Source organism: Telluria sp. ZT3P25, assembly GCF_059685895.1.
The window spans coordinates 2,562,489-2,586,823 of record NZ_JCASIJ010000001.1 but is presented as its reverse complement, the minus strand read 5'-3'; the positions used below and the strand labels follow the sequence as shown (position 1 = coordinate 2,586,823).

At 62.1% G+C, this 24,335-nt stretch carries 11 protein-coding genes; 5 read left to right on the top strand and 6 right to left on the bottom strand.

The genetic code is table 11. The features are described from left to right. Window positions 1-325: 325 nt before the first annotated feature. Both AC56LY_RS11415 and AC56LY_RS11410 read left to right on the top strand, forming a co-directional pair. The gene (locus tag AC56LY_RS11415; protein ID WP_499579421.1) at window positions 326-1,201 is read left to right on the top strand and encodes a hypothetical protein; all 876 of its coding nucleotides are present in this window, start codon (window positions 326-328) and stop codon (window positions 1,199-1,201) included. Window positions 1,202-1,262: 61 nt separating this feature from the next. Next, the gene (locus tag AC56LY_RS11410; protein ID WP_499579420.1) at window positions 1,263-12,770 is read left to right on the top strand and encodes a calcium-binding protein; all 11,508 of its coding nucleotides are present in this window, start codon (window positions 1,263-1,265) and stop codon (window positions 12,768-12,770) included. A gap of 1,498 nt (window positions 12,771-14,268) precedes the next feature. Here AC56LY_RS11410 and AC56LY_RS11405 read toward each other — a convergent pair. The 6 genes from AC56LY_RS11405 to AC56LY_RS11380 all read right to left on the bottom strand — a co-directional run bounded on the left by AC56LY_RS11405 (window position 14,269) and on the right by AC56LY_RS11380 (window position 21,569). Beyond that, complete coding sequence (locus AC56LY_RS11405; protein WP_499579418.1) at window positions 14,269-15,111, bottom strand: universal stress protein; 843 nt, start codon at window positions 15,109-15,111, stop codon at window positions 14,269-14,271. Between the two features lie 52 nt (window positions 15,112-15,163). Further along, window positions 15,164-16,219, bottom strand: coding sequence for an NAD(P)-dependent alcohol dehydrogenase (locus tag AC56LY_RS11400; protein WP_499579417.1), 1,056 nt, complete (start codon window positions 16,217-16,219; stop codon window positions 15,164-15,166). 160 nt (window positions 16,220-16,379) lie between these two features. Beyond that, the gene (locus AC56LY_RS11395) at window positions 16,380-17,150 is read right to left on the bottom strand and encodes a helix-turn-helix domain-containing protein (protein WP_499579415.1); all 771 of its coding nucleotides are present in this window, start codon (window positions 17,148-17,150) and stop codon (window positions 16,380-16,382) included. Next, the gene (locus AC56LY_RS11390; RefSeq protein WP_499579412.1) at window positions 17,147-18,118 is read right to left on the bottom strand and encodes a diguanylate cyclase domain-containing protein; all 972 of its coding nucleotides are present in this window, start codon (window positions 18,116-18,118) and stop codon (window positions 17,147-17,149) included. The genes AC56LY_RS11395 and AC56LY_RS11390 overlap by 4 nt, the downstream gene beginning before the upstream one ends. Window positions 18,119-18,279: 161 nt before the next feature. After that, entirely contained in the window at window positions 18,280-20,754 is a 2,475-nt protein-coding gene (locus AC56LY_RS11385) for a cation-translocating P-type ATPase (protein WP_499579410.1), read from the bottom strand. Continuing rightward, a complete protein-coding gene (locus tag AC56LY_RS11380; protein WP_499579408.1) occupies window positions 20,754-21,569 on the bottom strand; it encodes a universal stress protein in 816 nt (271 codons plus the stop codon). Before AC56LY_RS11380 ends, AC56LY_RS11385 begins: the two co-directional genes overlap by 1 nt. A 251-nt stretch (window positions 21,570-21,820) precedes the next feature. On the opposite strand from AC56LY_RS11380, the gene AC56LY_RS11375 reads away from it, so the two are divergent. The 3 genes from AC56LY_RS11375 (at window position 21,821) to AC56LY_RS11365 (ending at window position 24,318) form a co-directional block, all read left to right on the top strand. Then, window positions 21,821-22,228: a universal stress protein gene (locus AC56LY_RS11375; RefSeq protein WP_499579405.1), complete on the top strand. Its 408-nt coding sequence runs from the start codon at window positions 21,821-21,823 to the stop codon at window positions 22,226-22,228. Between the two features lie 72 nt (window positions 22,229-22,300). Further along, a complete protein-coding gene (locus AC56LY_RS11370; protein WP_499579403.1) occupies window positions 22,301-23,998 on the top strand; it encodes a PHA/PHB synthase family protein in 1,698 nt (565 codons plus the stop codon). 149 nt (window positions 23,999-24,147) lie between these two features. Continuing rightward, window positions 24,148-24,318, top strand: a complete 171-nt coding sequence (locus AC56LY_RS11365) for a hypothetical protein (protein WP_499579400.1) — start codon at window positions 24,148-24,150, stop codon at window positions 24,316-24,318. The last annotated feature ends 17 nt before the right edge of the window (window positions 24,319-24,335 follow it).

Here is a 24,335-nt window from a genome sequence, read left to right as displayed (position 1 = left end):
ATCGAGCTTAAAACGTTGCAATAATAGAACATATCGTTAGTATACTTGAAACTTTGACATTATATAATTTTACCCGATTCATATAAAAATTGTATATATCTGAAAAATAGTTTTTCCAAGTGGAAAACTGTGAGTCTTTAACGGGGAAAGATATAGATAATAAGAGGCACACTGCGGCCGGCATGGTTGAGAGTGAAACAATCGGTTTTTTCTTAACAACATCATTGAATTTTTGTCATTAGCTGACCATGAGGTCGGCCTCAGTTTGTTTTTCTTTCGCAGCATCAACGAGCGGAAATTTCATTGGCCCTCTAGGTGAGCCTATATGTCATTCGACTGTAATACTAAATTTGACAATGACCTCTATGGAGGCATTCGAGAAATCGCGCCAATTAAAAGACTGGTGCTGACCTATGTTCTGTTTTCTGCAGGCATATTTTATTTACTTTCATCTTTTTATGCAAATGCATCCGAGACAAAAATAGCTAGGGCGGAGCGAATGTTTCAGGCGCACTGCAAAAAAGCGGGAGAGAAAATAGTGCGTACTGTAAAGGATGTAGAAGGCATATATCTGATAAAAATTCGGACGACGGAAAACTTCGATGACCAGTTTGCGATGGATGATCCTTATGGTAACGACGCAATCAATAATGGTTATATCCAAACATTTCTCCGTGAGTCATATCAGATTATGGAGCGGCAAAGGTTGCGCTACCCTATGCTTAGAGAAAATGCTATACGGCGCTTGGAAGTTGGTTATGCTTACGTCGATGCTGTGAATCCGGTCGATGGTCTGCGCTACCGTTTTACAGGTCGTATCGAGCAACCGGGACTGACTGAGTCGAATTATTCCAAGGACTATCTCAGATTTGTTCTGAAATCTGAACCAACGTCTAATCCTTTGCCGCGATATGGCGTCACATTCGAGGATATTTCGACACATGAGGATCGCTTGCATTGGATCGCGGGAAGCTCGCTCAAAGTGATTGATATGAAAGAAAATAAAATTATTGCGGAGCGAATTGGCTACATGATGGATCGAGGTCAGGGAAATAAAAGCGGAGGTCGATCTCCGTGGTTGATGGCAGCGAGAACTTCTTGCCCCCAATTCCTGCTTCCTTCAGCGTCGACGCATCAACTCAGCCAGACAGATCGGTTTGTCGAAAAAGTGTTGCGTCCAGCAGGAGTCAAACATCCTTGATGCTGGTTTGGATTTGCGCAGGTTGCACTCATTAATTCTTCTGACGAGATTTGGGTAAAAAATGATCACCATCGCTTCTGAGTATAAGTATGCATCTCTTCAAATGGCTGCCGAGGCCTTTTTTATCGATAAGGCAGGCTCTAAAAATTTTGCTGGCGACTTGCTGGTAAAGGTGCTCGTCCAGGGTAACGGACACTCAAGTAAATTCACGCAAGACGAAGCCGAGAATTTTTCCCAACACTGGGAAGTGATTGCGCACCGAGACAATACTGGTACCGGCTTTTCCGGAACCCTTTTTAAGTGCATCCAGACTGATCCTGCAACCGGAGCAACCAAGGACGAGTACGTCATGTCTTTCCGCAGCACCGAGTTCATCGACGACTCCGTGCGCGACAACATGGCCACGAATACGCTCGAAGTCAAGGAGACTGGTTGGGCGTGGGGCCAGATGCGCGACATGGAGGCTTGGTATGCTGAACTGTCCCAGGCAGGTGCGCCGCTCAATGGTCAGGCCGGAAATTTCAGCCTGACTGGATACAGTCTTGGCGGTCATCTGGCAACCGCATTCAATCTGTTGCATCCAGGCTTGGTCAAAGAAGTCGTGACGTTCAACGGTGCAGGCGTCGGGTTGGCAAAGACCGGCTCGGTGCCCGCGGCAAATCTGGCATTGTTCGCCCAAATGACGGATAAGGAAACCGGCTCAGCAAAGATTGCAAGCCAATTCGGTTCGAAGTTGGGACAAAAAACGTATGAAACGCTGCGTGAAACGCTGAATGCAAATACATGGACGATCGAGCATGCGAAGGATTACTTGAATGCTCAGGAAGAATTAGCTATCAAGATCTTGTCACCTCTCGAATCGATGGTTTTTTTGGCAGATTTCCTTAAACTGAAAAAGTCTCTCGACAATATAAATACCATTTTTGTCGAAGGTATTCGAATCCGAGGATTGGTCGCTGGGGGAGGTGACGATCCTGCAGCGAGTCCGCTCCCCGTTTCGACTGAGCAAGTTGACGCACTAAAGCTGGATTACCAAATGGCAGTCAGATTCGCCTCTCAGGATACAGGAGCGACGAATCTCGCCGGGGATATCTGGCGGACATTCGTGAAGAAGGTTTTTACTGCGGACCAAATGAAGAACCAGTTTGATATACAGGGTGATTCCTACGGATCGGCGGTTGCAAATAGTCAGTGGCATGCTGGTAAAGATATTTCAGTATTCATCGAAGACCAGCCCCTGTTTCGTGGTGGGATCGGATATTCCGTGGTGAAGAACCTGGTCGAATTTGGAATCAAGTTATTGCACGATAATTATCACGTCAAGGACTTCGGTGATACCCACAGCCTGGTCCTCTTGCAAGATTCGTTGCTCGTTCAAAATATGATAGCTAACCTGGTATCCGAGCAAACCAGTGATGCGGAAATTTCCGGTTTTCTCCATGAGGTATTCAGGATTTCATCGAACTTGGTAAAGGCCGATGGCTCCCTATTTATCGGAGACGGACAGGGGAAGGCAGTCGGCGATGTTCTGGAAAATGTTTTAAATTCGCTGGCAGGTATGTTGGGCGTGCACGTCATTGATCCTCTGACCAACGAACCTATTCGTTTGAAGGGTAGTCCATCCAGCAATACTTGGGCATCCATCAAGAATATGGGCAGTTATACCGGTCGCGATTCGTTCTACAAAATCGCTGATGCTATCGTGGTTGCGTATCAAGATTTGCTCGGCAAGACGACCTTGACAGCATCGCCAGGCTCTGCAGACGCTGCTCGCGGGGACTTTGGTATGCTTCTCAGTTTGATCAATCTAAGTCCATTCGCTGTCACTGGCGTCGGAATTTTCAAAGCCGATGTCGAGCAAGCATTGAGCGAACTTCAGAAGAATATTTATAGTGCTTGGAACGCCGACCGTACGACAGGCAAGATCGATGGCGATTATTATTTCACAGACACTTATCTAAATGCTCGAATCAGTCTGGAGCAACGGGTTACGTACTACAACAAGGTTGACTTGCGGTACGACGTAACCGTTGGAGAATTTGTTCCTGATGAAGTGGGCTTGCACCCCTACCAGGACCGGACTGTTTATAGTGACCTGGAAACCGGATTATTAATCCGACGTACATTGCTGAGTGATTTTAGTCCGTATGTGACCTTTGGCGCCAGCAAGGCTGACTCGCTGGTTGGCGGGCGCCTTGACGATACCTTGTTCGGCGGGGCCGGCGACGACATGCTTCGCGGCCTGGACGGCAACGATCATCTGGAAGGCAATGCCGGCACCGATGCTCTTGACGGCGGCGCAGGCGACGATAGCCTGTATGGCGGAGACGGCGACGATGTGCTGGTTGCAGGCAGCGGCAAAGATTTGCTCGTTGGCGGCAAGGGAGCTGACATCATGTACGGCGGTGACGGCGACAATTTGTTGTATGGCGGTTCGGGCAGGGATCAATACCTCCTTTCTGGCAACTTCGGCCACGATATCATTTATGACCAGGACGACCTTGGCGTCATCATGGTCGACAGCGTCGCACTCACGGGTGGCAAGAAGACAGGCGACGATCGCTGGGAAGGCGAGGCTGGCGGCGTTCATTACATCTATGTGCTGGTCGAAAATGCCGGCGGCGATATCGATCTGGTGATCCGGCAGGCCGGAACCGACAACACGATCACGGTGCAGAACTGGCGGCGTGGTAGCACTGAGATCGATCTGCCCGACGCTGCGCCGGAAGAACCAGCCCCATCCACGAGCATCATTCGGGGGGACTTCATCAAGAAGACCGACGCCAACGGCAACTACGTCACCGATGCCAATCACAACTACGTGTCTGCCGGTGCAGCCGTTGACAGCCAGGACCTGCTGCGCGGCACCGGCGCGGCGGACGAGATGTTCGGGCTTGGTGGCAACGACCTGATCGATGGCCACGAAGGCGACGACATTCTCGATGGCGGCGCTGGTGACGACCTGATCACTGGCGGTCACGGCGCTGATACCCTTTTCGGCGGTGACGGCGACGACTACCTGTTCGGCTCTTCGCTCGGCACCCCGAACAGCGGACGCAGCCCCCAGGTCGATCAAAATATCGATCCTGAAGGGAATGAGCTGTCGCGAGGCTTTGGCTGGGTCACTTCAATCATGCCAACGGAAAATGCTTACGGCATCACCGACCTGCACATCTATGGAGACGACGTGCGTACGATCGCCAACGACGGCGCCAGCATCATCGACGGTGGCGCCGGCAACGATCGCATCGACAGCGGCACCGGGGACGACCTGGTCCACGGCGGAACCGGCAAGGACGATATTTCGGGTATGGCGGGGGCCGACGTGCTGTTCGGCGACGATGGCGACGACACGCTCTCCGGAGACGGGCCGGTCGTGCTCGATGCCACAGGCAAGCCGATGTACATCGCGTACACCGCTGCCGAAGACCACGGCGCCGACATCTTGTACGGCGGAAATGGCAATGACTGGCTTTCGGGTAACGGCAACGATGACCAGTTGTACGGCGGCGATGGCAACGACAGCCTGGCCGGCGACCATGACAATCCGTTCATCACGCCTTTCGCGATTGGCGGTAACGATTTCCTGGACGGCGGCGAAGGCGACGACCAGCTAGTCGGGCATGGCGGCGAAGACCGTCTGCTCGGTGGAAATGGCAAGGACAAGCTGTTTGGCGACGCTAACATCGGCAAGCTGCCCGGCGAGTTCCACGGCAGCGACGTGCTCGATGGCGGCACTGACGACGATTATCTCGAGGGTGGCGGCGCCGACGACCGCCTGCTCGGCGGCGACGGCGACGATCATCTGCATGGCGACGCGTCGGAGGCTGGCCTTACCGCCGCCATGCAGGGACGCGATCTGCTCGACGGCGGGGCTGGCAACGACAATATGGCCGGGGGCGGCAACGACGACACGCTGATCGGTGGCGCCGGAAACGACGGCATGCGCGGCGATGCCGACCTGTCGGTCACGCCCGGCAATGAGCACGGCGAGGATCTGCTCGACGGTGGCGCTGGCGACGACATCATGCTGGGCGACGGAGGCAACGACACGCTGTATGGCGGGCTCGGCAACGATGACGTGCAGGGCGACGCGGGCGACGTCGATGGGCAATTCCACGGCGACGACGTGCTGCATGGTGGCGAAGGCGACGACAAGCTCTTCGGCGGTGGCGGGAAAGACGCGCTGTTCGGCGACGCTGGGGACGACGTTCTCAATGGCGATCTCGATTCGCTGGCCACCACGTTCCATGGCGACGACCAGCTCCATGGCGGCGCCGGCAAGGATACACTCATTGGCGGCGGTGGCGACGATTTGCTCTACGGCGATGACGGTATCGATGCGCTCGTAGGTGGCGACGGCGACGACACGCTTTACGGCGGCGCCCACGATGACTACCTTTACGGCGGCAGCGGCGACGATATCCTCTATGGCGGAGAAGGCAATGACATCCTGGAGGGCGGCGGCAACGACATCCTCGACGGTGGCGCTGGCGACGACGTGTACCTCGTTGGCGGTACGCCCGCCAGCGCTGGCGCCCGCGGCGCCTCTACGGCGCCTGCCATCCGTGACAACCAGGGCATCAACACCTATCTGTTCAAGGAAACGATCAAGAATGCCAAGATCACGGTGATCGCGGACGCCGCCAATCCCAACGATCTGGTGGTCCAGTACGGCACCTCCACATTGCGCATCGAGAACGGTTTGCTGCACGACAGCGTTGGCGCCCTCGGCATATCGGGCGGCGCGACCATGACGCGTGCCGCGTTGATGGCGCTTTCGCCGGCACTGAGCATTACAGGCTCGGTCGGCGCCGACGATGTCCTCGGCAGTAACGCTGCGGACACGATCGAGGGTGGAGCAGGCGACGATCTCGTGCATGGGGCCGCCGGCGACGATGTCGTTGCCGGCGACGCCGGCAACGACATCCTGGGTGGCGAGCGCGGTGCGGATATTCTCAGCGGCGGCGAAGGCGACGACAGTTATGTATACAGCCGGGGCGATGGCAACGACACCATCAATAATGGAGCGAGCGACAACGCCACCGCGACCGATCGCATCGTTTTTGCGCAAGACATCAAGACGACGGACGTGAGCTTGGCGCGTGGTGCCGGCAACGATCTGGTAGTGACGGTGGCATCGGGCAAGATCACTGTCACCAACTACTTCGCCGCCGACGCCGATCATCGTATCGACGAGTTGCTGTTTGCCGACGGCACTACGTGGCGGCAAGAGCAGATCGCATCAATGGTCGTCACCCAACGTGGTACCGACGGCAACAACACACTCAGTGGCGGTGCCGGGGCCGATATCCTGTACGGGCTGGGCGGCTCTGATACGCTGTCTGGCAACGATGGCGATGATAGCCTGATCGGCGGTACCGATTCCGACATGCTCGTGGGCGGTCGGGGTAACGATACCTACTGGTTCGCGCGCAAGGACGATTACGACACCATCGACAACCGGGCGGACGACCATATTGGCGCCGTCGACACAATCCGTTTCGCCGACGGCATCGCCGCAGGCGACGTTGCCGTGAGCCGCTCTCAGTCTGGCGACCTGGATTTCATGGTCGGCAACGGCAGGGTGCGGGTGTCGGGTTACTACCTGGAGAACAGCGCGAAAATCGACATGGTCGTGTTTTCCGACGGCAGTGTGTTGCAGCAGAGCGACTTCGATGACCTGATTTACATGGCACCTCCGACCTTCGGCGACGATATCCTGACTGGATCGGAACGTGCAGACACCATGCAAGGCCTGAGTGGGGACGACACGATTTCGGGGCTGGGGGGCGACGACATCCTGTACGGCGGGATGGGTCACGACATCCTGTACGGCGGCGCAGGCAACGACACCCTCATCGGTAGTACCAACGACTTCACCTACGAAGACAATGACACGTTGGTCGGGGGCGAAGGCAGCGACATCTATGTGTTCGGCACTAACTCGCGCCTGGATTCCATCGTCGAGTCCGAGGGCAAGCCGGGCGATGTCGATGTGCTGCAGTTGGGTATCGGCATACTACCTTCGCAAATCGTGCTGGCACGCGAGGGCACGGTACTCAAGGTGCAACTCGGCTGGGAGACCGCCTCCATCGAGAACCAGTTCGCCGGTGCGGACGACAGCCAGCAGGTTGAGGAGATCCGCTTTGCCGACGGCACCGTCTGGACCGCCGATGCGGTCAAACTGATGCTCATCGCCGCATCGGTCAGCGACCGCGGCGACGACGTGCTGGGGTTTGAGACCGCCGACGACATCGATGCCGGCCATGGCGACGACAGCATTGTGGGCCTCGGCGGCACCGATCGCATCAAGGGCGGCGAGGGTGACGATACGCTCGACGGCGGGGCGGGCGACGATATCATGACCGGCGGCGCCGGCGCCGACACATTGGTCGGGGGCGCCGGTGCAGACGTCTATGTGTTCACAAGCGGCGACGGTCGCGACATCGTCCTGGAGTCGGGCGCGGCCACGACGGAAACCGACGTCCTGCGCTTCACCGACGGCATTGCCGCCGACGACGTCAAGCTTTACCGCATGGGCAACGATCTGGTGTTCGTCGTGCGTGGCGGCCCTGATCAGGTGACGGTGCAGTCTTGGTTTGTCACGACGGTCGACGGCAAGGCAGCCGATCATGCGCTCGAACGCGTCGAATTTGCCGATGGCACGCTGTGGGATGTGTCCGCGATTGCTTCCAATATCATTACCGGCGGCAGTCCCAATACCATGACTGGTACCTCGGGAAATGACGTGTTCGGCGTCGACAATCCGCTCGACGTCGTCGTCGAGGGCGCCAATCAGGGAACCGACCGGATCGATGCGTCGGTCAGCTACATCCTTCCAGCCAACGTCGAGAACCTGACCCTGACCGGGACATTGCATATCGATGGCAGTGGCAATAACCTGAATAACGTGATCACCGGTAATGCCAGTGACAATATCCTGAGCGGCGATGCAAGCTCGCGCGACACCCTGATCGGCGGTCTCGGCAACGATACCTATATCCGGTATGGCGGTTTGGGCACGATCCAAGAGGGCGTCAATGCTGGCATCGACAAGGCTATCGAGTATGCCTACACGGCCCGCACCTACACGCTGGCCGCGAATGTCGAACAGCTCGAGTTTCATACCGACGGCTGGCAGCAAACAACCGTCCGCGGAAACGCGCTCGACAACATTATCTGGACCGAGGAGGACAATAACGCAGTTATCTATGATGGCGGTGCGGGCATCGACACCATCATCAGTCGTGGTACTGGCGGATATTTCTATGTCGACAATGCGCAAGACACTATCGTGTTCGCGCCGGGCGTTCCGATGGAAGCGGGGACCATGCAGGTGTTTGCGACGGGCAACTACACGCTTGCCGCGCACCTCGATAACCTGACCATGATGGGAAATGTCGCCACACGTGGCAACGGCAATGATCGCGACAACATCCTCAACGGCAGCGCAGACATGGATCCGTTTTTCAATTTGCAGGTGGAAGGCGATACCGGCAATCGTGTCGCCAACGTACTCGCCGGCGGCAAAGGCGATGACACTTATGTGCTGGGGCTGGGTGACACGATCGTGGAAAATGCGGACGAGGGGCTCGATATGGTGAACCTCAGATGGGAGATCGACCACCTCGCGCCGGTTACCTATGTCATGGATGAAAACGTCGAGGATATCAATATCTACAGCATGAGGGCGACCTGGACTTTGATCGGCAATGCGCGCGACAATACCATGTGGTTGTCTGACGGCGGCGGAAGCTTCTTTGGCGGCGCAGGCAACGACACGATGTATGGTGGAGACGGCGAGGGTCAACTACTCGACGGCGGAGAAGGTGCCGATTACATGTTGGGAGGAGCCGATTCCACCACCTATGTTGTCGATAATACCGGCGACCGCGTTGACGAGCAACGCCAGTGGGAAGGCTGGTCCGATACCGTCCGCAGCAGCATCAGCTATCAGCTCGGCGCCAATCTCGAGCGCCTGGTGTTGACCGGTGCCGACGCCATCGATGGCGTCGGCAATGCGCTGGATAATGTCCTTGACGGCTCCGAGAACACGGCCGCCAATCTGCTAAGCGGCGGCCTTGGCAGCGACAGCTATGTATTCGATGTAGGCGCGGGCCACGACCTGATCGACAATCGCGCCTCCGACAACGCCACGAGCATCGATCAAATCAGCCTGGCGGCAGGGATCACGCAACGTGCCGTCAAGCTCTCGCAGTCCGGCGACGACCTGGTGCTGCGCCTGAACGACACCGACACATTGACCGTCGTCGGCTATTTCGATGCTTCCGAAGACCGCAAGATCGACCGCTTGTGGTTTGGCGACGACAGCAGCTGGAGCAGGGCCGAAATCGAGATTCGGTTGAAGCCGAGCATGGACGGGACGGAGGCAGCCGATGTCTTGACCGGTTCGGCACGCGCCGACGCGCTCAACGGCCTTGGCGGCGCCGACACGATCTCTGGCAGGGCCGGCGACGATCTAATCGAAGGCGGCAACGGCGCCGATCTGCTGTTGGGCGAGGCGGGCAGCGACACCTATGTGTACTGGTCCGGCGACGGCGACGACATCATCGACAATGCTGCGCCCGACAACGCGACGACCACCGACCGCTTGGTGCTCAATGGCATCAGCGCAGCAGGTACTGCAGTGCTTCGCAGCGGCCTGGATCTGATCGTTAGCGTGCCCGGCGGCAGCGTCACCGTGCGCGGCTACTTCAACGAAACCGGCGGGCGCCATCTCGACGAGATTGCGTTCGCAGGCGGCGAAACCTGGGGTACCGATCAGATCGCATCTCGTCTTGTTCTGATTGTGCGCGGGACCGCCGGCGACGACGTACTGCTCGGCACGGCCAACCCTGACATCTTGTACGGCGACGCCGGCAACGACACCCTCGACGGTGGCAGCGATCCGGTCTACGCCGAGATAGGCGATATCCTCCATGGTGGCAGCGGTGACGATGTCTATGTCGTGGACAACGAGTTCGATATGGTGGTGGAAGCCGAGGGCGGTGGCATGGATACGCTGCTTCTGCACGCAAGTCGTCGCGCCAGCTATCAACTCGGCGATCATGTCGAGAATGCCGTCGTCGTGAGCGGTAACGGGTACTACGTGCGCGGCAATGCCATGGCAAACCGTATTACCAGCGGTGCGGGTGACGATTATCTAGAAGGCGGGGCGGGCGCGGACACTTATGTGGCAGGCACCGGCACCGGTCATGATTTCATCGACGACAAGGCCCATGCCGCCAACGAGGTCGATGCCGTGATCCTGCGCGGCGTGGCCCGGGAAATGCTGAAAGTAACCCGCGACCAGGACAATCTGTACTTGGCGAGCGACGACGGCGCCAGCCGGGTAACGCTTGCAAACTGGTTCATTGAGCAGGCCTATCGCAACAAACAGGTGGTATTCGACGACGGCGTGGTATGGAGTGCCGCCGAACTCGCGTCTTGGGTCCGCTTCGCCAGCGCCACTGACGACATGGATGTCTTATACGGTGGCGTCGGTAGCGATATCGTGGACGGACTGGGCGGCGATGACCTGATCTACGGTTATGAAGGCGCAGATACTCTGGGCGGGGGCATGGGCAGCGATAAGATCCTGGGCGGCGATGGCGACGATGTTATCACCGGGGGGGACGGCGACGATCGTCTCGACGGGGATCGCGGCAGCGATACGCTCGTCGGTGGCACTGGGGAAGATTACTACACCGTACGCAGTGGCGATGGCGTCGACACGGTCATCGACGACGCAGGTGACACGCTGAGAGTCTATCTGGCCGAGTCCGCCGCCAGTGCTGCACGCCTGAGTCGCGTGGGCGACGACCTGCTGGTGATGACAGGTAATGATGGCGTGCGCATCGTCAATTACTTCACGCTCGGACTGGCGCTGATCGTGGAATTCCCCAACGACTACTCCTGGTATCCGGAAGATATCGCCGATCACCTGCCGTCTGTCATCAACGGTACGGCCGGCGCCGATACCTTGAGTGGCACGTCGCGCGACGATGCCATGAATGGCCTGGCCGGCAACGACACCTTGAGCGGCAATGCCGGCAACGACACGCTCGATGGCGGCGCAGGCGCCGACCAGTTGCGCGGCGGCGCCGGAAATGACACGTACATCGTGGACAATAGCGGCGACACCGTTGTCGAATCCGCGAACGCCGGCTACGACACTGTGCGCAGCAGTGTCTCGCTGGCGTTGGCGGCAAACGTCGAGGCCCTGGCCCTGACCGGCAATGCAGCGATCAACGGCACCGGCAACGCACTTGCCAATACCATCGACGGCAATAGCGCTGCCAACGTGCTCAATGGCGGCAGTGGCGCGGACATGCTCTCCGGCGGCGCCGGTAACGATACCTATGTCGTCGACAATAGCGGGGACGCGGTCATAGAAAATGTGGGCGAAGGTGTGGACGGCGTCGAGGCCAGCATCACGCACGCATTGGGCGCGAATGTCGAGAACCTGACGCTGACCGGGAACGCCGGCATTAATGGCACTGGCAATGCCCTCGACAATCGACTGGTCGGCAATAGTGCCGGCAATACGCTGCAGGGTGGCGACGGCAATGACTTCCTAGACGGCGGCGCCGGTGCCGACAGGCTCGGTGGCGGCGCCGGCAATGACGTCTACGTCGTCGACAATGCCAGCGATAGCGTGACGGAAAACAGTGGCGAGGGCATCGACCAGGTGCAGTCGAGCCTGACCTACACGCTGGGCACGAACCTGGAGGCATTGCTCTTGACCGGCAGCGGGGCGATCAACGGGACCGGAAATGCGTCTGACAATCTTATCGTCGGAAATTCAGCCATCAACACCCTCGCCGGTGGCGCCGGCAACGATGTGCTGCAAGGCGGCGCCGGCAACGACATCTTGAGCGACACGGCCGGAAAAGCGCTGTTCGACGGCGGCATCGGCGCCGACAGCCTCACCAGCGGTGTGGGCAACGACCTGTTCATCGGGGGCAAAGGCAACGACACCATCACCACGTCGACCGGCGCCGATCTGATTCTGTTCAATCGTGGCGACGGTCAGGATGTCATCGCCGCCAGCACCGGCAAGGACAACACCGTGTCGCTGGGCGGGATCGGCTATGGCAGCCTGGCGCTCCAGAAGAGCGGCAGTGACCTGTTGATGTCGCTCGGCTCGGGCGACCAGATGACGTTCAAGAACTGGTATGCCGATACGGCCAACCGCAGCGTCGCGACGCTGCAAGTGGTTATCGAAGGCACGGCCGACTACAACAGTAACGGCAACGCGCTGCAGAGCCGCAAGATCCAGGAATTCGATTTCAGTGGATTGGTGGGCGCCTTCGACACGGCGCGCGCGGGCAACGGCTCGATCACTACCTGGGCATTGTCGTCTTCGCTGTCGAAGTACCGCCTGGGTGGTAGCGACGAGCTTGCGTACGGGGGCGGCCTGGCTTACCAGTATGCGACCGAGGCCGCGTTGTCGGGTATCGGTCTAACGGATGCCCTGGCCGTCATCGGCGCAGCCGGCTTCGGCACCGCATTGCAAGGGACAGATATGGAGGTGACGCTGATCGGTCAGCCGTTGCTGGTGTAGGCCTGCCTGGCCCGCCGTCGCGCCGGTGGGGGCGCGACGGCATCCCAACAAAAGAGATAGCGCAGCGTCGCCCCCGGCCGTCGCCCGCGGTACCGGCACGACCAGCAAGCTGCCCTCCGTGCGACACGCGATGTCGCTGGCGAACTCGTGCCGCTGTAGCGTGGCGAACAGCGCACTCTGGAATTTACTGAGATCGTAAGTCGCCTTCAGGTTATAGCGCACGAAGGTTGGCATATAGCGTTCGTATAGCGGCGTGACCATGTAATAGCGATTGCCCGAGGTGATGTATACGTCGCCGCTGAGCTTCAGCCGGCCCGGGCTAACAGCGCTGCGGTACAGCGCGCCGTCTTTCCAGCCCGCGTCCGGCTCCGGGTCGTTCAGGCGCGCGCGCAGGATGCGGCCATAGCTCAGGTAGGTACTGAACGCGCTGCCTGGGCCAGCAGGTCGGAGAATCCGGGCAGGGTTCCATCAATAAACGCCCAAGCCGTTTGCCCTGGCGCAGCGGGTGCGCTCGAGAAGGGTCCGGCCTGGGCGTCCATTGCCGGGTCAGCGTGCGGTTCAGATTGCGACGACGCATCCTGTTGGGCATCAATTTTCGGGCGGTTCGCCTGCTTCGTCACTACGCTAATAGCATCCACGACCATGGCCCCGTCCAGCATCATGGGGGCTCAACGGCAATGCGCTGCTTTTCCCGGTAAAAACGCTAGCGATTAAAAAATATTTCGAGAAAGTCGGATTTAAACCACGAAAAACGAAACCAAATGCCGGCATTTTTTCTTTGTATACACGCATTCCTATGCGCGAGATTTGTCCTCGCGATCAGAATTGACCTTGTTTGCCGGCTGGTCGGGAAGGCTCAACAATGTCAGGAAAGCAGCGCTGCTTCGCGCTCGATGCACGTTCGGGCCTCCAGACCGGATCGCGCAGACTCTCTCGGGATTCATGTACATTGGCACAGGCGCTGTTGACGATATTGTCGCAGCCCGGCACTTCAGATGCAGGGCGACGGTCGGTATTGGCGCGGATGCGCTGCGGCGAGGGGCCAGATCCTGGCGCCGCATCGGTGCGATGAGACGATGGCCGCCAGAGTCGACGATACTTTGCGTCCGATGCCGTAGTCGCCTTCATCGACACGGGGCGACACGTGCGGTGCGCTGAGGATGCAGGCATTCTCGGGCCATGCTCTGCGAGCCCGGCATACCGCACCTGCTCCATCACGCGCTCTTCGTCCCGGAATGCTGCCACGCTCCGTGCCACCAGATGCATCCATCCGGCCGCGAAGGTTGCCCCTTCTGCGCTGCCAGCACATTGATCTGACGACACAATTGCATGTGCATGCGCCTTAGGGCGGTACTAAGGGCGTGTGTCGCTTCGGCGACAGTGTGGCTGTGCATGTTGGCTCCCTGGCCGGGTGGGAGTACGAAAAAGCCTGCTGCGGGCGCAAACATCAGCCAGTACCCCGGCTGGCGCCGACGCTGCCGGCGGAAACCCCATGCGCCTAGTGGCTCGTCAGCACCGGCACGACCGTACCGGCCAGCACGGTTTCAGTGACGCCGCCCAGCACCAGCTCGCGAAAGCGCGAATGGCCGAAGTTGCCCATGACGATCAGGTCGTGCGCCCCTGTGGCGGCCAGCCCGAGCAGCGCCTCGCCGATGTTGCCGGTTGGTGCCGGCGCTGGCACCAGAATCTCGACGTCGATGCCGTGACTGGCCAGGTAGGTGGCAAGCTGGTTGCCCGCCTGGACTTGAGAGCCACTGTATTTCTGCGGGTGAAAGCATGCCGCCGTCACGCTGCCCGCGCGGCGCAGCAGCGGCAGGGCGGCGCGTACGGCCCGGCTCGCCTCCATGCTGCCGTCCCAGGCGATCAGGGGCCGGACGGGCACTCTGGTAACGGCGGTCGTGGACGGCACCACCATGACCGGGCAGGGCGAATGGATGAGAATAGTGCGCGCCAGCGAGTAATCGTCTGCCAGGATCGCGTCGGGGTGGGTGACCTGGCCGATCAGCAGCAGGTCGCAGTAGCGCGCTTCCAGCGGCAAGGCGCGGATGGCCGATTCATCGCTGAGCTTACTTTCCAGTGGCACGACGCCGGCAGCGCGCACGGCAGTTTCGAAGTCCGTCAACGTGCGTTTCGCATTGTCGGTCAGGAAGTTGTAGTCGTCCGGGCCGATGGGCGCCACGCCGGCAGCGGCGCTGCAACGGACAATGAATTCGATCGCGCCCGAGAGAGCGATGCCGGTCAGGCGCGTGTCTTCAGCCAGTGCGATGGCCGCTGCCAGACGGTAACGTGCCTGCGCCAGTTCCGGCTGGCAGGCGTGGACGAGAATGGATTGGTAGGACATGGTTTTCCCCTTCGGTGGGTCACGTGGCGAACCTGATTGAGCGAGCCGGCCGTCAGGGCGTGATCGCGACTTTCAGCACGCCGTCGCGCTGATTCGCAAACAGGTCGTACGCTTGTTCGATCTGTTCCAGACGAAAGCGGTGCGTGATCAGCGGTTGCAGGTCGAGCCGGCCGGAGGCGACGATGGCCATCAAACGGCGCATGCGCTCCTTGCCGCCGGGGCACAGCGTGGTGACCAGCGACTGGTCGCCCAGTCCGGCCGCGAAGGCATCGACCGGCAGCGACAGCTTGCCGGAATACACGCCCAGGCTCGACAGGGTGCCGCCCGGCTTGAGCGCGCGCAGGCAATGTTCGAACGTCTGCTGGGTGCCGAGCGCCTCGATCGCAACGTCGACGCCCTGGCCCCCGGTCAGCCGCATGATCTCTTCGACCGGGTTGGTGGCACGGTAATCGACCGTGTGATCCGCGCCGAGTTGGCGGGCCATCTTCAGGCGCTCCGGGACGCTGTCGACGGCGATGATGCAACTGGCGCCGCGCAGCCGTGCGCCAGCGGTGGCGCACAGGCCGATGGGGCCCTGGGCGAAGATGGCGACCGTATCGCCCAGCCGGATGCCCCCATGCTCGGCGCCGCCAAAGCCGGTGCTCATGATGTCGGGGCACATCAGTACCTGTTCATCGGTCAGGCCGTCGGGGATTGGCGCCAGGTTCGCCATCGCGAACGGCACCTTCAGGTACTCGGCCTGGCAACCGTCGATCGTGTTGCCGAAGCGCCAGCCGCCGATGGCGTGGCCGCCGCACTGCGACGGGTGGCCGTCGAGGCAGGTATGGCACTGGCCGCACGGCGTGATGGCGCCCACGACCACCCGCTGGCCGATGTGGTAGCCCGTCACGCCGGGGCCCAGTTCGTGGATCGTGCCTACCGGCTCGTGCCCGATCGTCAGCCCGGCCTTGACCGGATACTCGCCTTTCAGGATGTGCACGTCGGTGCCGCAGATCGTCGTCAGCGTGATCCTGATGACGGCTTCGCCGGGGCCGGCGACCGGAACGGGCTTGCGGTCCAGGATGATGCGGCCGGGCCCGGTGAAGACTGCTGCGTTCATCATGTTCATGAAAACCTCCAAGGTCGTCGTGCTTGCTGTCGCGCTGGCCGCCGTTGGTTGGCGCTGTCTGGCGCTGTTATGGCGTGCTTGGCAACGATGACCGGGAGGGGCCGCAAAATCCATGACGTGCATCAAACCCGCCAGCTTGCCCTGGCGGCCGCACGGCCGGTCAAACCATCGGACTGCAGGGCGAGAAGCCGCTCGCCATCTCGGCAATCCGCTGCGGATCGTTCAGCACGATGGCGCGCTTGTCGACCGTGATCAGTCCCAGCTTGGTAAAGCGGGCCAGCAGGCGGCTGATGCTTTCGATGGTCAGGCCGAGATAGCTGCCGATGTCTTCACGCGACATGCGCAGCTGAAATTGCGTGGGAGAATAGCCGCGCGCCGCGTACGATGCCCCCATGTCGACCAGAAAAGTCGCCATCCGCTGCTCTGCCCGCATATTGCCGAGCATGAGCATCAGATGCTGCTCGCGGTTGATTTCGCCGCTCATGAGCCGGTAAAAGCGGCGGTGCAGGCCGGGAATGTCCTCGAACAGGCGTTCGAGCGCCGCGAACGGCAGTTCGCAGACGATGCTGTCCTCGAGCGCGATCGCGTCGGCCTGGTGGATGCCCGTGCCGATCGCTTCCAGGCCCAGCAGTTCGCCGGCCATCGGGAAAGCGATGATCTGATCCCCCGCGGAACCCCGCCGGCGGATCTTGAAAAAGCCGCAGCGCAGCGCATACAGGCTGCGTAGTGGCTGGCCGGTACGGTACAGGGTGTCGCCGCCCGCGATGCGGCGATGCTGGCCAACCAGACGATCAAAGCGCACCTTGTTGCCAGCGTCCAGGCCGGTGGACAGACAGAGGCCACCGGTGTTGCAGTCGCCACAATGGTTTTTGAGGACCGCCGTCAGATGGGGCGGGGCCGGACCGAAGGGGGCGCGATGCGGAGCATTCATGGCTGCGATACCTCTTGTGGATGACGTTGACCGCCTGCCGCGACAGCTGCGGCATCATGGACGGGGCGCGCGCCGCCGTGCGCGGCGCGCTTGGCGGCATACATGGCGGCGTCGGCATGGGAAATCAGTTGCGCCGTGCTGGTGCCGTCGCGTGGAAACAGTGCCACCCCGATGCTGGCTGACAGGCAGATTGCCTTGCCATCGACGAGGATCGGCGCGCGGGCGGCAGCGGCCACGCGTGCGAGCAACGCGGCCAGTACCGCGTCGTCGTGCATGCCGGGCAGGGCGGCGACAAACTCGTCACCGCCAAAACGTGCCAGCGTGTCCGACCCGCGCAGTGCGGCGCGCAAGCGCTGCGCGATGATGGCCAGCAGGCGGTCGCCGGCCGGATGGCCCAGGTTGTCGTTGACCTGCTTGAACCCGTCGAGGTCGATAAAGGCGAGCGCCACGCCGGATGCCGTGTCGCGCGCGCATGCGAGCAGCTGTTCGAGCCGCTCGCCAAGCAGGACACGGTTGGGCAGGCCGGTCAGCGCATCGTAGTTGGCACGCTCTTCGAGACGCTGGCGCTGGATGCTGGCGCTGGTGACATCGGCGAACATGGCAAGGTAGTGATGTGGCGTGCCATCGGCGCCCGGGACCGCGACGATCGTCAAGCGCTCGGCAAACAGCGTGCCATCCTTGCGCCGGTTCCAGGCTTCGCCCTGCCAGTAGCCCTGGCTGGTGATGGCCTGCCACATGCGTGCATAGAACGCCCGGTCTTGCAGCCCCGATTTGAGGATGCGCGGATTCTTGCCGCGTACGTCGTCTTCGGTGTACCCGGTGATGGCGCAGAATGCCTGGTTGACCGCCAGGATCGCGCCATCCAGGGCCGTGATCATGATCGCGTCGCGGCTGTGATGGAACACGGACGCCGCCAGCTCCCCTGCGGTACTGGCGCAGGCTGCTTGCGTGGCTGGCGTGGGTGTCATGACGGTCTGGCGTGATGTGCTGAATGTATTGACAATAAGCCAGCTGGCGCTCCAGGTCGAGGCCAAGCTATCCGATGAGTCATATCTTGGCGTGCTTTTTGATTTGCATCAAAAAGATACCAACTAGCTATTGACGCTGATCTTTACGCGCAGCGAGCTGTTCAGTGTCGAAATTGCCGCAACAGCAGCGCCGGCAGCAGCGCGCCGGCCAGGCCGATGACGCTTGCACCAGCGACCAGCACCGGTGCAAGCATGTCGAACTGGAACACCGCCGCCAGCCACGGCACGTACAGCGTCAGGGCCAGCAGGCCCAGGGCCGCCGCCACGACCAGCCAGAGGATCCGGTTCGCCTGGCGCAGCGAACCGGACAGGCTGGTGCCCGCTGCGCGGTTGACCAGGATCAGCGACAGGTTGGCAAACACCAGCGTCGTGAATCCAAACGCGCGGGCCTGCTCCGGCGCCAATGCGCCCAGGGCCCAGCCATACGCGCCGGCCACTGCCACCAGAGGACCCAGGCCCATGGCCAGTGTCCGGGCCAGGGCGCCGGGCGTAAACAGCGGCGCGTGCGGATCGCGCGGCGGGCGCTGCATCGCACCGGGCGCCGCCGGCTCGTTCTCGAACACGAGCGTGCAGGCGGGATCGATGATCAATTCCATGAACACGATGTGCATCGGATACAGCAGCGGCGGCCAGCCGGCGAGGATCGGCAGGATGGCCATGCCGGCGATCGGCGCGTGCATCGAAATGACGTAGCGGATCGACTTGCGCAGGTTGTCGTGGATCCGGCGGCCGGCGCCGATGGCATCGACGATCGACGCGAAGCGGTCGTCCAGCAGCACCAGCGCCGCCGCCTCGCGCGCCACGTCGGTACCGCGGCCGCCCATTGCGATGCCCACGTGGGCAGCCTTGAGCGCCGGGGCATCGTTGACCCCATCGCCCGTCATGGCGACCGTGGCGCCACTCCGTGCGAACGCCTGTACCAGGCGCAGTTTCTGCGTCGGGGCAATGCGCGCGCAGATGTCGAGTTCGCGGATGCGTGCGTCCAGCGCAGCCTCATCGAGCGCATCGAGCGCCGCGCCGGTGAGCACTGGCGTGTCGGCAAGCCCCGCCTGTCGTGCGATGGCGCGTGCCGTGTCCGGATGGTCGCCCGTGATCATCACGACCCGGATGCCGGCCCCGGCACAGCGCGTGACGCAAGCGGGGATCTCGGGGCGCAGCGGGTCGGCCAGGGCCAGGAGACCCGCCGGCGTGAACCGGATATCGGCTGGTTGGCCCGGCCAGCTGGCGCCGGGCAGGACGGCCTGCGCCACCGCCAGCATGCGCAGGCCGTCCTGTGCCATGGATGACGCCGCGACCAGCAGTCCGGCGCTGACATCGGCATTGGGATCAAGGTTGCACCATCCCAGCACGGTTTCCGGCGCGCCTTTGGCAGCAGCGATCAGAACACCGTCGGGCCGCCGCCACACCTGCACCAGCGCACGCTGCTGTGCGCTCACGCCGTACTCGTGCACCAGCGACCAGTCCGGATGGTGCTGCGCCGGTGGCAGGCACGCTGCGCCAAGTCGCTGGACGGCCCGGTCGATCGGGTCGGGGCCCGTCGCGGTGCTGGCCAGCACGGCCGCTTCAAGCAGCGGTGCCAGCGCGGCCGGCAGCGCTTCCTCCATCACCGGATAACGCGCGCCGTGCGCGTACAGTGCCACGATGTCCATGCGGTTGGCTGTCAGCGTGCCGGTCTTGTCGACGCACAGGACCGAGATGGCGCCCAGCGTCTCGATCGCTGGCAGGCGCCGCACGAGCACCTGCTGCCGCGCCAGGCGCCAGGCGCCGATCGCGGGAAACACGGTCATCACGATCGCGAGTTCCTCCGGCAGCATCGACATGGCCAGTGCGATGCCGGCCAGCACGGCTTGCAGCCAGTCGCCGCGGATCAAACCATATGCCAGCACCAGGACGGCGCTGAACGTGATGCCCAGCACGGCAAACGCGCGTGCCAGCGCAGCACTCTGGCGTTGCAAGGGCGATGGCGCGGGCCTAAGCCATTGCAGTGACGCGGCAATCCGGCCCAGCTCGCTGCGCGCACCGGTGGCGGCCACGCGGGCAGTCGCGTGGCCCTGCAGCACCAGCGACCCGGCATACAGCATCGTTGTTGCATCCTTGTCGACCGGCATCGATTCGCCTGTCAGCAGCGACTCGTCGGCCTGCAGTCCGGTGCTGCTGATCACATGAGCATCGGCCGGCACGCGGTCCCCTTCATTGACGGCGACGAGATCACCGGCCACGATGCCGGCGCTGTCGATGACGTGCCAGCAGCCGTCGCGCAGGACGTGCGCGCGCGGACTGGCCAGGTCGCGCAGCGCGGCCAGTGCGCGCTCGGTCTTGCCTTCCTGGTACAGGCCCAGGCCGAGGCTGACGGCGACCATCACGCACAGCAGCAGCCCTTCATCGAGCTGCCCCAGGACCAGATACAGCAGGGCCGCGCCCACGAGCAGCAAAAACATCGGCTCGCGCGCCGCATCGGCAACGATGCGGCGCCAGGTGCGGCGTTCGGTCGCGGCCAGCGTGTTCGGCCCGTCCGTGGCAATGCGCTGCGCGGCCTCGGCGGCGCTCAAGCCATCGGCGGTCGGGACGGTGGCCATCAGTGCGCCATCAGTACCGGCACGGTCATCCGGTCAAGAAGCGTTTCCGTGACGCCTCCCAGGACCAGTTCGCGCAGGCGTGGGCGCCCGTACGCGCCCATCACGATCAGGTCGGCATCCAGGCAATCCGTGCAAGCCAGCAAGGCGGCGCCGTCGTCGATCGCCGATGGTTCGACGTGCACCTCGCAGCGCACGCCCTGGCGTGCCAAATACAACGCGAGATCGGTGCCCGGTTCGCGCCCGCTGGCCTCGGACGGCTGGAACATGACGATCGCCACCAGACCGGCATCGCGCAGCAGCGGCAGGGCGCCGGCGACGGCGCGCGTGGCCTGCTGGCTGCCGTCCCATGCCAGCATGATGCGTCCGCCGATCGTCGCGTGCCGGAGGGCATGCGGGAGCACCAGCACCGGACGCGCGCTGCCCTGGACGACATGGGCCGGCACTGGCCCGGCCAGGTGCGCCGCCGCCGGATCGTCGAGGTCGGTCTGGCTGACAATGACGAGATCGGCGTAGCGGCCTTGCAGCGCCAGTCCGCCGGCCGGGTCATCGTCGGCATAGCGCCGCTCATGACTGAGTACGCCCTCGGCAGCGGCAATGGCATCGAAGCGTGCCAGTGCGCTGTCGTGGTCGCCCCGGCGTTCGTGCTGCTGCGCCAGCACCATCGTGATGCCGGCCTCGGCATAGCGCGAAATGCCCGAGAAGGCGCTGCCGACGAGGTGCGCACCGCAGCGCGCGGCCAGTTGCGCCGCGTACCGTATGCGCGCCTCGGCATGCAGGGAATGGTCGACGTGGACGACGATGGTCTTGTAGCACATGCTGCACCTCCGGATGGCCGTGACTGGCCAGCGTACGGCGCGTCGATGCGGTCAGTCCAGCGCGATGTTCGCGGCTGGTGCATCCCGTTTGAACGAATTTGACTTGCATCAAACTTGCCCGCCATGCTGCGCATTCCCGCGATTTTTGATGCATGTCATATCGGTGTTTGCAGCGGGACGATTAGGATCAATCCGATGCTAGAGGATTGCCCGGCGGCAGGCGCTGACACCCTTTTTTCGGAGAATGACCCATGTTCCAGCGCATCCTGTTGCCCGTCGACGGGTCGTTGTCGATGACGCCGCTGGTGGCCACCTGCCTGGCGTTTGCCGCTGGTCTTGGCGCGGCCGTGGTCGCCGTGCACGTCGTCCCGCCTCCCGACGCCGCTGATACCGCGTCGGCGCTGACCACGCCGGCGCACGCCGGGCGCATCCTGCAGCAGGTGGCCGACACCGCGCGCACGCTGGGCGTGCCGTGCGAGTGCAAGGTCTTGACCGGCACCGAGCCGTGGCAGGAAATCGTGCGCGCCGCACTCGAGCATCACACTGACCTGATTTGCATGAGCTCGCACGGCCGTCACGGCGCCAGTGAGCACATTCTTGCGAGCCAGACCGCCCGGGTGATCGAGCACGCGCATCTGCCTGTTTTGCTGTTTCGCTGAGAGGAGGGTAGGCGCATCGCAGATCTGTCATCGCTGCCTGCAACCGGATCCGCCATCCCTGGTGAGGCGCCGGTGCGCGAACTCGACCGTGCACTGCACGCCCAGATCGCCTGGTGGACCCAGGGCCTGTCCCCCGCTTCGCTTGCGGCGGCCGCCACCGACTGGCTGGTGCATCTGGCCGGTTCTCCCGACAAGCAGTGCGAACTGGTCAGCAAGGCGCAGCGCAAGATGCTGCGCCTGGCAGCAAGCGCCGCAGCCGCTGCCGGCCAGAAGTCCGCCCCCTGCATCGTTCCCTTGCCGCAAGACCGCCGCTTCGCTGCGCCCGAGTGGCAGACGTGGCCGTTCAACCTGATCTATCAGACGTTCCTGCTCGAGCAGCAATGGTGGTACAACGCCACCACCGGCGTGCCCGGGGTAACGCGGCATCACGAGCAATTGTGGACCTTTGCCGTGCGCCAGGTCCTGGACATGTTTTCACCATCCAATTTCTTGATGACGAATCCGGTCGTGCTCAATGAAACCTGGCGTTCCGGCGGCATGAATCTGGCCATGGGGTGGCGCAACGCGATCGACGATGCGAGCGGCGCCGCGGCGACGGCGCCAACGGGATTTGAGCCTGGCCGGGGCGTGGCCCTGACGCCGGGCAAGGTCGTGTACCGCAACCGCCTTATCGAACTGATCCAGTACGAGCCGGCGACGTCCACCGTCTGCGCCGAGCCGGTCCTGATGGTGCCGCCATGGATCATGAAGTACTACATTCTCGACCTGTCCCCCGCCAATTCACTGGTGCGTTACCTGGTCGACCGGGGGCATACCGTCTTCATGATGTCATGGAAAAATCCGGACGCGACCGACCGTGATCTCGGGATGGATGATTACCTGCAGCTGGGTGTGATGGCGGCCATCGACCAGGTCGCCGCGCTGCGGCCCGGGCACGCCATCCAGGCGCTCGGCTACTGCCTGGGCGGCACGCTGCTGGCGATTGCCGCCGCCGCCATGGCGCGTGACGGCGACGGGCGTCTGGCCAGCCTGACGCTGCTCGCGGCGCAGGTCGACTTCAGCGAGCCCGGCGAACTGGGCCTGTTCATCGACGAGAGCCAGCTGAACTTTCTCGACAACGTCATGGCCGGTAAAGGCTATCTCGACGGCACGCAGATGGAAGGCGCGTTTGCGCTGCTCAACTCGAAAGACATGGTCTGGTCGCGCATGGTGCAGAATTACCTGCTGGGCAAGGGCCGGCGCGTCACCAGCGACCTGGCGGCCTGGAACGCCGATGCCACCCGGATGCCGTACCGCCAGCAAAGCGAGTACCTGCGCAGCCTGTACCTCGACAACGATCTGGCGCAGGGCCGCTACCGCGTGGGCGGCAGTCCGGTCGCGCTGTCCGACCTGCGGGTGCCGATGTTCGTGCTCGGCACCGTGCGCGACACGGTCGCGCCCTGGCTGTCGGTCTACAAGCTGCACCTGCTGGCCGACGCCGAAATCACGTTCTGCCTGACGGGCGGCGGTCACAATGCCGGTGTCGTCAACCCGCCGCTGGCAAGCGGCGGGCACGGTTACCAGATCGCCACGCGCGCCCACGACGGCCGCTATCTCGATCCCGACGCCTGGTGCGCCGCGGCGCCGCAGCATGCCGGCTCATGGTGGCCGGCCTGGGAGCACTGGTTGCGCAGCCATGCCACCGCGCAGATCGCCGCCACCGCTGTGACGGCGGTCGATCCGCACGTGGTGCCGGACGCTGCGCCGGGCCGCTACGTGCTGGTGCAGTAGGCGTGGCGTCAGCAGCAGGCATATTCCACGGATGGACGACGGTGACGGCAGTCTTTGACTTGCATCATTGAAATTGCGGCCTTGTCTCTGCACACTGCATGCCGTGACTGCCATATGCATGGCGCTCATCCGTCAACCAGGGAGCCCCCATGAACACCAAACAAATGCGCCGCATGAACTCGATCTTCTACGCGCTGCTGGCGCAGGCCGCCGCCGTCCACGGTGCTGCGGCGCAGGCGCCGGCGGACACCACGTCGTCGTCCGTCAAGCAGGAGACCATCGACAGCGAACACGTGAGTAACGCAGTCGCCGTGGCGTGACGCAGGGCGCCGCCGGC

Excerpts from the sequence above, each read along its gene's own strand:
- AC56LY_RS11415 (WP_499579421.1), top strand. The coding sequence starts at position 326 with ATGTCATTCGACTGTAATACTAAATTTGACAATGACCTCTATGGAGGC.
- AC56LY_RS11410 (WP_499579420.1), top strand. The coding sequence starts at position 1,263 with ATGATCACCATCGCTTCTGAGTATAAGTATGCATCTCTTCAAATGGCT.
- AC56LY_RS11405 (WP_499579418.1), bottom strand. The coding sequence starts at position 15,111 with ATGTCCTACCAATCCATTCTCGTCCACGCCTGCCAGCCGGAACTGGCG.
- AC56LY_RS11400 (WP_499579417.1), bottom strand. The coding sequence starts at position 16,219 with ATGAACATGATGAACGCAGCAGTCTTCACCGGGCCCGGCCGCATCATC.
- AC56LY_RS11395 (WP_499579415.1), bottom strand. The coding sequence starts at position 17,150 with ATGAATGCTCCGCATCGCGCCCCCTTCGGTCCGGCCCCGCCCCATCTG.
- AC56LY_RS11390 (WP_499579412.1), bottom strand. The coding sequence starts at position 18,118 with ATGACACCCACGCCAGCCACGCAAGCAGCCTGCGCCAGTACCGCAGGG.
- AC56LY_RS11385 (WP_499579410.1), bottom strand. The coding sequence starts at position 20,754 with ATGGCCACCGTCCCGACCGCCGATGGCTTGAGCGCCGCCGAGGCCGCG.
- AC56LY_RS11380 (WP_499579408.1), bottom strand. The coding sequence starts at position 21,569 with ATGTGCTACAAGACCATCGTCGTCCACGTCGACCATTCCCTGCATGCC.
- AC56LY_RS11375 (WP_499579405.1), top strand. The coding sequence starts at position 21,821 with ATGTTCCAGCGCATCCTGTTGCCCGTCGACGGGTCGTTGTCGATGACG.
- AC56LY_RS11365 (WP_499579400.1), top strand. The coding sequence starts at position 24,148 with ATGAACACCAAACAAATGCGCCGCATGAACTCGATCTTCTACGCGCTG.